Origin of the sequence: Mesorhizobium intechi, from assembly GCF_002879535.1 — a bacterium.
Lineage (GTDB): Bacteria > Pseudomonadota > Alphaproteobacteria > Rhizobiales > Rhizobiaceae > Mesorhizobium > Mesorhizobium intechi.
Genome location: NZ_PNOT02000271.1, coordinates 1 through 12407 on the forward strand (window position 1 = coordinate 1; position 12407 = coordinate 12407).

Sequence of the window (12407 nt, forward strand, 5' to 3'; positions counted from 1 at the left end):
AAGGGAATCCCCTCCGCTCAGAGCCCACGATCAGGTGATTATGGGCGCGCTCGGTCTCGGCGAAGGCATGGTTCTGGCCGCTCAAGGCAAAGAGGGTCGCTGCAAAAAACAGTGTGAACCCAAGCCTGAAAATCAAATGGCATGGCGCTTGCGTCGTACTCGGCAGAACCCATCACAAGGTGGCCAGGAGTAAGACCATTGCTGACATCGCGACGCCCCGTACAAGCGCGTACCGTTCTCGTTGCCGCCGCAAATCGAGAGCTCGTTTCTTCAGACGCCCGTGCTCGCAAGCGGTTTTGCCATGGCTGATCCAAGGCCGACGCAAAACGCGCGGCGCTCGACCGAATTGCCGGCCGAGGTCGATGCCGTGTCAGTTTCAACCGAAAAAGCAGCGCACCAGTTTTCCTCCAGGAGCACATTGATGACGGTCAAAAAAAAGGTTCCTTTCATCACCTTTCGCACGCGTGTTCGCGATGAGTCCATCGAGGGGCCAAACCCGTACCGCTGGGAAGACAAGACATCCGACGACTATTTCAGCGGCAAGCGCATCATCCTGTTCTCGCTGCCCGGTGCCTTCACCCCGACCTGCTCGACCTTGCAGTTGCCCGATTTCGAAATGCTCTACGACGAGTTCGAGAAGGAGGGAATTGACGCGATCTACTGCATTTCCGTCAACGATGCCTTCGTCATGAATGCCTGGGGCAAGGCCCTGGGGCTGCAGAAAGTCCAGCTGATCCCAGACGGCTCGGGCGAGTTCACCCGCAAGATGGGCATGCTGGTTGCCAAGGACAATCTCGGCTTCGGCATGCGTTCCTGGCGCTACGCTGCCGCAATCAACAATGGCGTGGTGGAGCGGTGGTTCGAGGAGGACGGTTTCTGCGACAACTGCGAGACGGACCCTTATGGCGTATCGTCGCCGCAGAACGTCCTTGAAACGCTGAAAGCCGCGAAAGCCGCGAAAGCCGTGACGGCTGCATGATCTAGACGAGTCAACGTCTCGAAAATCCCCTTGCACAAGGCGAAGGGTCGCTCGGTAGGAGTTTCACGCTAGCCATGGAGTCCTCAGCAAGCCTGCTTCAGCGTCAGAAGCAATCGTTGGTTTTGACGCCGCAAATGATGGAATCCATTCGCCTGTTGCAACTGGCGCATCCCGAACTGCATCAGTTCGTCGAGCAGGAAATCGAGAAGAACCCCTTTCTGGAACGGGCGTCAAACCGGGCGCCGAAGGACATTCCGTCGATTTCGGCCGGGAATCCGCGCATCGGGCCGACCACGGGCGGAATATCGGATCGGGCCTCGCAGTGGAAATCAATCCGCGGCAAAAATAATGTCCAACCGGCGGGAAACCATGCGTTCGAAGATTCCTGGACGTCCATCGAAACATTGCACGACCATGTTGCTCGTCAGATCGCTCTCAGCGCATTCGCGCCGCTGGAGCGGCGAATAGCTGGCGAGCTTGCCGGTCATCTGGAAGACACCGGATACCTTCCGGTGAACCTTTCGGAACTGGCCCGCAGCCTGAATGTCCGGGAGGCTGTTGTGGAACGGGTTCTCGGAACCTTGCAGCAGTTCGATCCACCGGGTATTTTTGCGCGAACTCTCAGCGAATGCCTTGAGATACAATTGCGGCAGCTAGACAGGTTCGACCCGGCAATGGCAGCGCTGGTCGCCAATCTTGAAGCGCTGGCGCGACGCGATTTTCAAACATTGAAGCGCCATTGCGGTGTCGATGAAGACGACCTTCTCGACATGTTGCACGAAATCCGCGCGCTCGATCCCAAGCCTGGAAACCGATTCCAATCCGGAGGGCCTGAATCGATCATTCCCGACGTCTTGGTTCAGCCCTCTCCCGGAGGTGGATGGCAAATCGAACTCAATCCAGACACGCTGCCCAGGCTGCTGATGAACCAAAACTATTTTGCCCAGGTTTCCCGCCTAAGCGCCCAAAATTCGAAAGACCAGTCATTTCTCAACGAATGCCTCCAAAACGCGAACTGGCTAATCCGCAGCCTTGATCAGCGCGCCAAGACGATCCTCAAGGTAGCGGCTGAAATCATCCGCCAGCAGGACGCCTTTTTTGAACATGGGGTCGCCCACCTGCGGCCTCTCAATCTCAGGACTGTCGCGGATGCGATCAACGTGCACCAGTCGACGGTAAGCCGGGTAACGTCGAACAAGTACATGCTGACCCCGCGCGGCGTGTTCGAACTGAAGTATTTTTTCACTGTCGCGATCGGCTCCTCCGAAGGCGGCGACGCCTACTCCGCCGAAGCTGTGCGCCATCAAATCAAGGCGATGGTTGCCGTGGAATCGCCCAACGAAGTGCTTTCCGACGACGACATCGCCACCCGGCTCAAGGAAACCGGGATCGACATTGCTCGCCGCACCGTTGCGAAATATCGTGAGGCGCTCAACATCCCGTCCTCCGCGCGACGTCGCCGGGAAAAGCGCGTACGGCTTCGATGCCAATCAAGCCCGGGCGGCGGCGACGAAAGCGGCTCTTAATCCAAAGCGAACCCGTTCTTGATCCGTGCCAAGTGGCTTTCGCCTTCCTCCGGGCCAAAACAGCTTTCGAAATCGCGGCATTCCTGACAACTGGGCGCGGTGCATAGCGAAAAGCCTTCAGCCTCGCAGAGCTTACGATAGAAATACTTCTTCCATTTCATGTTTTTGGTGTTGCCGGCCGCCAGCGCCGGGAAATGTCTGGCCATCAAGCGGCTGAGTTCGGCCCGATTGAAAAGGCCAAGGTCCTGCCACAGATGGTCATTGCGCAAACTGCGCCTGGCGATGATCTTGGCGAAGAGGGTGCTCGCCGGATCGCCTGGCCTGGCATGCCCAATAAGCAAGCCGCGCAGAAGCCCTTCCTCCATATCCGGCTCGGGATCGGTCAGCTTTTCCAGCGCGAAGGCGTTGACGGGAACAGCCGGGAAATAGCGTGTCATGACATCTCGCAGGTTGGCACGCGAAAGGCCGGTTGCTTCGGTCGCGGTCGCCTTGCCGGCCTCGGCCTCCTCAAACGCGAGGTAGAAAACACAGGCAAGCGCATGCCGGTCGAACGCCGCCGCCTGGTCTGTCGGCGGCCATTGGCTGGTGCTGAAACAGCCACGGTGATGGGCGAATGTGGCGCCGTTCTGCTGGTCTTGTCCCCAGCTCATGCAGCAAGCTTGTCGGCCGCAAGGTGGGTCTGGCAGTTCTTCGGGCAGACGCGGCCGCAGGCGCCGCAGCCGATGCATCGGCCGGCATGGTCGACGATCATGACCATGCGGTTGAGCTCGCCGTCGAAGTCGTCGTCCTCGCCCGCGCAGATGCCGAGGATTTCGCCTGCGTCATCGACGCCATGAAGGTGCATGACCTCGCGCGAGCAGACCTTGAAGCAGCGGCCGCAGCCGATGCAGGTCGCGCCATCGATCGCCGTCAGATAGTGCGGCGTCCAGGGAGAGCCGTCGCGGGTGACGAAAGCGCCCGTCATTGTGAATTCTCCAACGCTGCGAGTTCTTCCTTTGCCGCATCCAACTCGGAAAAAACCTCGAAGGCTTTCCAGGCGACTGCCTTGATCTCGGTCCAGTTGACCGGAAGGTCCTCGGCAAGGTCGTGCAATTCCATCTTGGCGGCTCCCGCGCGCGACTGCAGCTTGCGGACCTTCTTCTGCAACAGCGCAAGGTCTGACATGATCCCCTTCCTCGCAAGCCGGTCGTTACGCCCGCGCCATGTCGGGACGCGCTTCGATGGCCACGACCGCATCGCCGGCGTGCCGGCCTCGGCGGGTTTGCGGAACGTCTCGAAGCCGAACCGGTGATGCCGATGGTAGGCGAGACGCTGCAGCCAGCTTATGCAATCCCGCGCGGCGAGACGCAGGTCCGTATCCTTCAAGCTCGGCATAAGAGCGGTTGAGCGCAGACGACAATCAAGATCTTGTTCCCGACGTCGACGCGGGCGGTGAGCGCATATTGTGAGGGTGTCGATTTGGCGACGCCCCTATGCCAGAGAATGCGGATCTCGCGTCGATCCGGCGCGTTGCTTTCCTTCGCTCCATTGATCGCATCAACCAGGATCTAAATGATCGCGCGGCGGCTGCCGCCTCAGGAGGAAGCCTCAAGCGCCGTGCCGGGAACCCAGGACGCAGCTCATAAAAAATTGTCTTCATCGCATTGATGGGTTTGCTCAAGAGCGCGGCAGGAAGACAGGCCGGCACCAGGCGTCTCGTGGATTGGACAAGCCCGACGACAGGTTGCGGCCGCCTTTTCAGGAACGGCCCGACAGGATTGCTGGGGAGGCAAGCTGAATTCACGCCGCGTTCAACCGCGTTGCACATTGGTCTCATTCCAACCCCTTGTCAGCTCCAAGGCCTGCCGCTCGAACAGGCGGCGGTAGATGCCGTCGCGACGGATCAGCGCGGCATGGTCGCCCTGCTCGGTGATGCAACCACGGTCGAAGACAAGCAGCCGGTCGAGTTCGCGCACCGTCGAGAGCCGGTGCGCAATGACGAGCGTGGTGCGCCCGACCATGAGCCGCTCCATCGCTTTCTGGATCAGCACCTCCGATTCCGAGTCGAGGCTCGATGTCGCCTCGTCCAGAATCAGGATCGGGGCATCGGCGAGGAAGGCGCGCGCTATCGCCACACGCTGGCGCTCGCCGCCTGAGAGCTTCACGCCGCGTTCGCCGACCAGCGTACCGTAGCCGTTCGGCAGGCGCGCAATGAAGTCATGCGCGCTGGCGAGCCGCGCCGCCTGCTCGACGTCGGACCGAGAAGCACCCGGCCGCCCATAGGCTATGTTCTCGGCCAGCGAGCGGTGGAACAGGAGAGGCTCCTGCTGTACGATCGCGATCTGCGAGCGCAGCGAGGCCTGCGTCACCCGCGAGATGTCCTGCCCGTCGATCAAGATTCGTCCAGCATCCAGATCGTAAAGCCGCTGGATGAGCTTGACGAAGGTGGTCTTGCCGGAGCCAGAGGGGCCGACCAGACCGACCCGTGCGCCGGCCTCAATCGAAATCGACAAGTCGCTGTAGAAGGGCGACCAATGATTGCCGTAGTGGAAATGGACGCTCTCAAAATCGATGTGACCCTTCGTGATCCGGATCGGCTTGGCGCCCGGAACATCGGCCACGTCGGGCGGCTGGCTGTAGGTTTGGACCAGTTCCTCCATCTCATTTACAGAGCGCTGGATGTTGCGCACGTGTATGGAAACATCACGCAAGTAGCCATATAGGACGGTGAAAGACCCGAGCACCAAGGCGATGTCACCTGGGGTAGTCTGGCCGCGCGACCACAAAAATAAGGCATAGCCGATCAAAGCCGCTCTCAGTGCAAGAAGCATGATCCCCTGGAATGCAGCACTGACCGTCCCGCGCACCCAGGTCCGGAGGGTCCGGTGCCGCCACTTGGAGATGACTTTCGCGAGACGATGATCTTCCCGCACCTCGGCGCCGAAACCTTTGACCACCGCGTTACAGCTGATCGCGTCCGCAAGCGAGCCGCCAAGCCTCGTATCCCAGTTGTTGGCGAGGTTTGCGGCTGGCGCCACATAGCCGAGCGACAGGACAATGATCAGCGCCACATAGCCAACCGAGCCGCAAGCGATGATCAGCCCCATCATCGGCCAATACCAGCCGAGCAGAACGCTCGACCCCACGAGCATGATGAGCGACGGGAACAAGGCAAGAAGGATCGTGTCGTTAAGGAGGCAGAACGCCCACATGCCGCGCGTGATCTTGCGCACCGTCGAGCCGGCGAAGGTTTTCGCATGCCAATCGGTCGAAAAGCGCTGGACGCGATGGAACGCGTCGCTGGCGATGTCGGACATCATCTTCAGAATGAAGTCATTGACGGCAATGAAGGCGATGTTGCGCATGACGACGGCGCCGAGTGCGAGCGCAATCAACATTGAAAAGGCGGCAAGAGCCGCATCCCACACGACGGCGTCGGCTGCCGCTCCTTGGGCGACCGCGTTTACGAGCCGTCCGGAATAGAGCGGCGTCAGAACGTCAAGGAGCGTTGCCACCAGCACCGCGACTATAATGATCGCGAGCCGGACCGGCTGCCTGCTCCAGTGGCGTATGGTGAAGGCGAAAACGTCGCGAAAGGCGGCGCCGCGTAGATCGATGTGAAAACGCCGCGTGGCTTTGTACGAGCGCAGCAGGCCGCTCGGTCTCAAGAAACCCGAAATGGAAGGTCTGCGTAAGGACGAAAACATCGCTCGGAATGCGGGTGGCTGATCTGGAGCTGACATGTTGCTTTCTTTCCTTCGTTCCATCGATCGCGATGTCACCCGCGAGATGAATATCGGCCGCAGGCACGCGCTGCCCTACGAGGAGAGAACCGCAAAAACCGCGCCAAAGGCTCAGAAAGAAGCTCAGAAGAATTTTCTGCATATTCTACAATGACAAACGAGATCTCAGCAGGGCAACCGGGGCGTAACAGTGCCGTGTCGCGCATTCGACAAACCCGACAGGACGCCTCGGTCGCGCGGGCGTCCTTGGCGAACGGCCTGACAGGATTGCTCCTCACGCGAGGCGGAATCTACGCCCGATTCAACGGCGTTCCGCGTTGAACAATTCCCGCCGATGTCGGAAATGCGACATAGCAGTGCTGGAGCCATCATATTGTTTTGAAATGATTCCCTTCTTTGGCACGGTCCATGCGTAGCTCTTCGCGAACGTGTCCGGCCTGAAGGAGAGACAGTCCATGATCCAGCGCACCGAAAACGCCGTGGCCTAAAGACCGCGCTTGCCGGGGGCCGAGCCGGCGCAACGCTGGCGCACCAAGGTCGAGAGGGGTTACCGCGCCGGCGCCAAGAAGCGCGCAGGCCGAATGTGGCCGCGGCAACTCCTTCGGCTAACCATCATCATCATCATGACAGACCGGGCGTGCGCTTTGCGTGATTGCGCTCAGGAGAAGGATCACATCCATGAGACCTGTTTATCTGGACAACAACGCAACGACACGGGTCGATCCTGAAGTCGTTCAAGCAATGCTGCCGTTTTTTACCGACCAATTCGGCAACCCTTCGTCGAGCCACGATTTTGGCGCTTCCGCCGGGGCGGCGGTGAGAAAGGCGCGCCGGCAGGTGCAAACGCTGATCGGCGCGGAGTTCGACGACGAGATCACCTTCACCTCGGGCGGGACGGAAAGCGACAACGCGGCGATCCTTTCGGCGCTCGAGGTGATGCCTGAGCGCACAGAGATCGTGACTTCCGCAGTCGAGCATTCGGCCGTGCTGACGCTTTGCGCCGACCTTGAGAAGACGCGCGGCATCAAGGTGCATAGGATCCCGGTGGATCACCACGGCCGGCTCGACTTCGACACCTATAAGGCCGCCCTCACCCCGCGCGTGGCGATCGTCTCGATCATGTCGGCGAACAACGAGACCGGAACCATCTTCCCGGTGGTGGAGTTTGCTGAGCTGGCCAAGGAAGTCGGCGCCCTTTTCCATACCGACGCGGTGCAAGCGGTCGGCAAGCTTGCAATCGACTTGAAATCGACGGCAATCGATATGCTGTCTCTGTCTGGTCACAAATTACACGGACCGAAAGGGGTCGGCGCACTTTACGTAAAGCGGGGCGTCCGCTTCTGTCCGCTGATCAAGGGGGGAGGCCAGGAGGGCAACCGCCGCGCCGGCACGGAGAATACGCCAAGCATCGTCGGTCTCGGCGTGGCCGCCGATCTTGCCTTGAAATTCATGGACGACGCGAACACACGGGTCAAGGCGTTGCGCGACCGCCTGGAGAAGGAACTTCTCCAAAGCATCCCAGACGCCTTCGTCGCCGGCGATTTGCTAAAGCGGTTGCCGAACACCGCAAACATCGCCTTTGAAGATATCGAAGGTGAGGGCATACTGCATTTCCTCAATCGCGAGGGCATCGCCTGCTCCTCCGGCTCTGCTTGCGCCTGCGGCTCGCTGGAGCCGAGCCACGTCTTGGTGGCGATGAATATCCCCAATAGCACAGCACACGGCGCAATCCGTTTCTCCTTTTCGCGCAACAACGGCGAGGAGGACGTCGACCGGGTGCTCGAAGTCATGCCCGGGATCGTTGAGAAGCTGCGTCAGCTTTCCCCATCTGCCAGCCAGGCCAGAGGACTTCAATCAGCTCCAGGCCTGGGCGACAACGCAAACCCGACCACCGTTTCGGGCCCAGGAGAATGCAATGCGCAGTTGTTTCGCTGAAAGTCGTGCCATCGATGTCACCGACATCCTCGCCCGGCTGAAGAGCCTGTCGGCTGCGGAGGAGTTCTTCGCAGTCCTTTGCATCTCTTATGATCCGAAGGTGCTCAATGTCTCACGGCTGCATATCCTCAAGCGCATGGGACAATATCTCGCTGAAGAGGATTTCGCCGGTCTTCCCGACGGGGTGATCGCCGCGCGGGCGCGTGCGACGTTGGAACGCGCCTATGAGGATTTCGCGACATCCTCGCCACTCACCCACCGGGTCTTCAAGGTGCTCAAAGAGCACGATCCCGACAAACCGGCCACTCGGGACCACGCCTTTGTCCCGTTCGAGTCGATCCTGAGGCGGTTCGGGACAGAATGAACGCGACACTAGTGCGACGCGACAAGGTCGAAAAGCCGACAAACCCGGTCATCACGACGGCACCTTCGGAACAAACCAACCCCATGTCAAAGGGAACAGAGCAACGCAAAACGGTTGGCACGAATGATGCTGCGAAGGAGATGAACGCCAGGGCCGCTTGCGGATTGGAGCCGAGAAAGACGCAATGCACATTGTAATCTGTATCAAGCAGGTGCCGGACTCCGCGCAGATACGTGTCCACCCGGTGACGAACACGATCATGCGCCAGGGTGTGCCGACCATCATCAACCCTTACGACCTGTTCGCCCTCGAAGAGGCACTGAGATTGCGCGACGCCCATGGCGGCGAGGTCACCGTGCTTACGATGGGTCCGCCGATGGCAGAAGATGCGCTGCGAAAGGCGCTCACCTATGGCGCCGACCGCGCGGTACTCTTGACCGACCGCTGTTTTGCCGGCTCCGACACGCTGGCGACGTCCTTCGCGCTTTCTCGCGCAATCGTGAGAATTGGTGAGACCTTTGGCGCGCCGGACATCGTCTTCGCCGGCAAGCAGACGATTGATGGCGATACCGCCCAGGTCGGGCCCGGCATCGCCAAGCGCCTCGGCCTCCTGCAGTTCACCTATGTGGCGAAGATCGGCTCTATCGATGTCGATGCGCGCGAGATCACCGTCAAGCGCCGTTCGGAAGGCGGTACGCAGATGCTGAAAAGCAGGCTGCCTTGCCTCGTCACAATGCTGGAAGGCACCAACGAAATCCGCAGAGGCTCGCTCGACGACGCCATGCGCGCCGCGCGCGGCCAGATCGTGAAATGGAGCGCGGCCGAAGCTGGCATTGAGGACCTCAACAAATGCGGCCTGCGCGGCTCGCCGACGGTCGTCAAGCGCGTTTTCGCCCCAACCACGCGGGCGGAAAAGGCGACGCAGATCGACATGACCGACAAGACGCAGCACGACCTCGCTGACGAACTGATCGCCGCAATCTTTACCCGCCAGCCAGCGCTGGAACACGAACTCGCCTTCGACGGCGGCCAGTGACGGGACGGCAAGGAGAGATGATGTCGAACGCGAACCGCGAAGCCCCTCCTTCCGCCGGCCGTGCCGGCATCAAGAGGGAATTGCCTGAGCACTTTAGGGACTATCGGCACGTCTGGGTTTTCATCGAACTGGAACGCGGCGAGGTCCATCCCGTGTCCTTCGAACTGCTTGGCGAAGGCCGCAAGCTCGCCGACAAGCTAGGCATGCAGCTTGCGGGGATCGTGCTCGGACCGCCGGGTGAGGCCACGCAGCATGCCATTGCCGAGGCCTTTGCTTACGGCGCCGACCTTGTCTATCTCGTCGAGGCACCGTTGCTTGCCGACTATCGCAACGAGCCTTTCACCAAGGCGATGACGGATCTGGTCAATACCCACAAGCCGGAGATCCTGCTTCTCGGTGCGACCACGCTCGGCAGGGATCTCGCTGGCTCAGTAGCGACGACCTTGCTGACAGGGCTCACTGCCGACTGTACCGAACTCGATGTTGTCGACGGTTCGCTCGCCGCGACCCGTCCGACTTTCGGCGGTTCCTTGCTATGCACGATCTATACGCTCAACTACCGGCCACAGATGGCCACCGTACGACCGAGGGTTATGGCCATGCCACCGCGGACGGATAAGCCGGTCGGGCGTGTCATCCGGCACAAGCTGTCAATGACCGAGGAAGAGATCATCACCAAAGTCCTTGGCTTCAACCTCGATCGCCAATCGGCAAAGGCAAATCTCGCCTACGCCGACATCGTGGTTGCCGGAGGCCTCGGTCTCGGCTCAGCGGAGAATTTGCAGCTTGTGAAGAATCTAGCGCGGGCAATCGGCGCCGAATATGGCTGTTCGCGCCCGCTGGTCCAGAAGGGCTGGATGCCGGCCGATCGGCAGGTTGGCCAAACGGGCAAGACCATCCGGCCAAAGCTCTATATAGCGGCCGGGATTTCCGGCGCCATTCAGCATCGGGTTGGCGTGGAGGGGGCTGATTTGATCGTAGCCATCAACACCGACCCGAACGCCCCGATCTTCGACTTTGCCCACCTCGGCATCGTCACCGATGCAATCCGTTTCCTTCCGGCATTGACGGAAGCTTTCACCCGGCGGCTGTCGCCGCATAGCCACGACAAGCTTGCGAGCTAAGGGAGACGGCCATGATCGAGGAAGAATTCGACGCCATCGTCGTCGGGGCCGGTATGTCCGGAAACGCGGCCGCCTACACCATGGCAAGCCAGGGCCTGACGGTGCTGCAGTTGGAGCGCGGCGAGTATCCGGGCTCCAAGAATGTCCAGGGCGCCATCATGTACGCCGACATGTTGGAGCAAATCATTCCGGATTTCCGGGATGATGCACCTCTCGAGCGGCATCTGGTCGAGCAGCGATTCTGGGTGATGGACGACACCTCCCACACCGGGATGCAGTATCGATCGGACGATTTCAACGAGGCGAAGCCCAATCGCTACACGATCATCCGCGCCCAATTCGACAAGTGGTTTTCGCGCAAGGTGCGCCAGACCGGCGCGACGGTGCTGTGCGAGACGACGGTGACCGAACTTGTCCGCAGTGCCAGCGGCAAGGTGATCGGCGTGCGCACCGACCGGGCTGGCGGGCCGATCTACGCGGACGTCGTCGTGCTCGCAGAAGGTGTCAACGGACTGCTCGGTACACGGGCCGGCCTGCGCAAGATGCCGAAGCCAGAAAGCGTGGCGCTCGCTGTCAAGGAAATGCATTTCCTACCCGATGAGGTCATTGAGCAGCGGTTCGGCCTCCAGGGCGACGAAGGCTGCGTGATCGAAGCGGCGGGCACGATTTCCCGCAGCATGGCCGGACTGGCCTTCCTCTACACCAACAAGGAGTCGATCTCTCTCGGCATCGGCTGCCTCGTCTCCGATTTCGCCCAGACAATGGAGAGCCCTTACGTCCTCCTCGACGCCTTCAAAAACCATCCTTCGATCCGGCCGCTGATCGCGGGCTCGGAAGTCAAGGAGTATTCCGCGCATCTCATTCCCGAAGGTGGCTACAAGGCAATTCCGCAGCTCTTCGGCGACGGTTGGGTGGCGGTCGGTGATGCCGCACAACTGAACAACGCTATTCACCGCGAGGGTTCGAACCTCGCCATGACTTCCGGTCGCATCGCGGGCGAGGCAATCATTGAGATCAAGGGCCGCAACCAGCCGATGATCAGGAGGAACCTCGCCCTCTACAAGACCATGCTGGACAAGTCCTTCGTAGTCAAAGACCTGATGAAATATAAGGACATGCCGGCCCTGATACACACCAATTCCCGCAATTTCTTCATGACTTACCCGCAGTTGATGTCGCAGGCCGCGCAGAACTTCATGCGGGTCGACGGCACCCCGAAAATCGAGAAGGAAAAGGCGACCACTGCTGCCTTCATCAAGGCGCGTTCGCGCTGGGGGCTGATCAGCGATGTGGTCCGCCTGGCACTCGCGTGGCGCTGAAGGAGAAACAGGATGACGATAGCCGTGACGAAGTTACGTGTCGAGGAGAAGCTTTATCAGAACCGCTATCTGGTCGATCCGGGCCGCCCGCATATCAAAGTGCGACCGCACGAGAGGCCGAGCGCGAACCTGCTCGCGCTGACACACATCTGCCCGGCCAAGTGCTATGAGTTGAACGACAAGGGACAGGTGGAGACGACTTCCGACGGCTGCATGGAATGCGGCACCTGTCGCGTGCTGTGCGAGGCCAGCGGTGAGATCGTATGGAACTACCCGCGCGGCGGCTTTGGCGTTCTCTTCAAGTTTGGATGACTGGCGCAAAGAGCGAGAAACGAGAGGCTCGCAATTGCGGTCAAGACCGCCAATATCGTTCAAAATTGCCCGAAAAGCTGAAAATACTAT

The 12407-nt window shown here is 60.3% G+C and carries 15 protein-coding genes; 10 read left to right on the top strand and 5 right to left on the bottom strand.

Annotated elements, in window-relative coordinates; genetic code table 11:
• The coding region (locus tag C1D09_RS33510; protein WP_208760422.1) for a hypothetical protein at nt 1-193 on the top strand (193 nt) is incomplete at its 5' end.
• Between the two features lie 77 nt (nt 194-270).
• On the opposite strand, the gene C1D09_RS33255 is transcribed toward C1D09_RS33510, so the two are convergent.
• On the bottom strand, nt 271-432 hold the full coding sequence (locus C1D09_RS33255) for a hypothetical protein (RefSeq protein WP_167514722.1): 162 nt from the start codon (nt 430-432) through the stop codon (nt 271-273).
• Between C1D09_RS33255 and C1D09_RS23735 the strand changes: the two genes are divergently transcribed.
• Both C1D09_RS23735 and rpoN read left to right on the top strand, forming a co-directional pair.
• A complete protein-coding gene (locus C1D09_RS23735; RefSeq protein WP_143976571.1) occupies nt 422-979 on the top strand; it encodes a peroxiredoxin in 558 nt (185 codons plus the stop codon). The two genes, C1D09_RS33255 and C1D09_RS23735, sit on opposite strands and share 11 nt — an antisense overlap.
• Nucleotides 980-1053: 74 nt before the next feature.
• A complete protein-coding gene (gene rpoN, locus C1D09_RS23740; protein ID WP_143976572.1) occupies nt 1054-2505 on the top strand; it encodes an RNA polymerase factor sigma-54 in 1452 nt (483 codons plus the stop codon).
• Here rpoN and C1D09_RS23745 read toward each other — a convergent pair.
• The 4 genes from C1D09_RS23745 to C1D09_RS23760 form a co-directional block, all read right to left on the bottom strand.
• Nucleotides 2502-3155, bottom strand: a complete 654-nt coding sequence (locus C1D09_RS23745) for a nitrogen fixation protein NifQ (RefSeq protein WP_143976573.1) — start codon at nt 3153-3155, stop codon at nt 2502-2504. The two genes, rpoN and C1D09_RS23745, sit on opposite strands and share 4 nt — an antisense overlap.
• Entirely contained in the window at nt 3152-3469 is a 318-nt protein-coding gene (gene fdxB, locus C1D09_RS23750; protein WP_006333844.1) for a ferredoxin III, nif-specific, read from the bottom strand. Before fdxB ends, C1D09_RS23745 begins: the two co-directional genes overlap by 4 nt.
• Nucleotides 3466-3669, bottom strand: a complete 204-nt coding sequence (locus C1D09_RS23755; RefSeq protein WP_097574920.1) for a CCE_0567 family metalloprotein — start codon at nt 3667-3669, stop codon at nt 3466-3468. Before C1D09_RS23755 ends, fdxB begins: the two co-directional genes overlap by 4 nt.
• Before the next feature lie 626 nt (nt 3670-4295).
• On the bottom strand, nt 4296-6191 hold the full coding sequence (locus tag C1D09_RS23760; RefSeq protein WP_246135850.1) for an ABC transporter ATP-binding protein: 1896 nt from the start codon (nt 6189-6191) through the stop codon (nt 4296-4298).
• A gap of 34 nt (nt 6192-6225) precedes the next feature.
• On the opposite strand from C1D09_RS23760, the gene C1D09_RS33260 reads away from it, so the two are divergent.
• The 7 genes from C1D09_RS33260 (at nt 6226) to C1D09_RS23790 (ending at nt 12317) form a co-directional block, all read left to right on the top strand.
• Nucleotides 6226-6381 (top strand): hypothetical protein, encoded by a 156-nt coding sequence (locus C1D09_RS33260; protein WP_167434556.1) that lies wholly within the window; start codon nt 6226-6228, stop codon nt 6379-6381.
• 524 nt (nt 6382-6905) lie between these two features.
• Complete coding sequence (gene nifS / locus C1D09_RS23765) at nt 6906-8162, top strand: cysteine desulfurase NifS (protein WP_143976575.1); 1257 nt, start codon at nt 6906-6908, stop codon at nt 8160-8162.
• Nucleotides 8143-8526, top strand: coding sequence for a nitrogenase stabilizing/protective protein NifW (gene nifW / locus C1D09_RS23770; RefSeq protein ID WP_143976576.1), 384 nt, complete (start codon nt 8143-8145; stop codon nt 8524-8526). Before nifS ends, nifW begins: the two co-directional genes overlap by 20 nt.
• A gap of 184 nt (nt 8527-8710) precedes the next feature.
• Nucleotides 8711-9562 carry an electron transfer flavoprotein subunit beta/FixA family protein gene (locus C1D09_RS23775; protein WP_143976577.1) on the top strand — a complete coding sequence of 284 codons (852 nt, stop codon included), beginning with the start codon at nt 8711-8713 and terminating at the stop codon, nt 9560-9562.
• A gap of 20 nt (nt 9563-9582) precedes the next feature.
• Entirely contained in the window at nt 9583-10686 is a 1104-nt protein-coding gene (locus tag C1D09_RS23780) for an electron transfer flavoprotein subunit alpha/FixB family protein (protein ID WP_143976578.1), read from the top strand.
• Nucleotides 10687-10697: 11 nt separating this feature from the next.
• Entirely contained in the window at nt 10698-12005 is a 1308-nt protein-coding gene (locus C1D09_RS23785; RefSeq protein ID WP_143976579.1) for an FAD-dependent oxidoreductase, read from the top strand.
• 12 nt (nt 12006-12017) lie between these two features.
• Nucleotides 12018-12317: a ferredoxin family protein gene (locus C1D09_RS23790; protein WP_143976580.1), complete on the top strand. Its 300-nt coding sequence runs from the start codon at nt 12018-12020 to the stop codon at nt 12315-12317.
• The last annotated feature ends 90 nt before the right edge of the window (nt 12318-12407 follow it).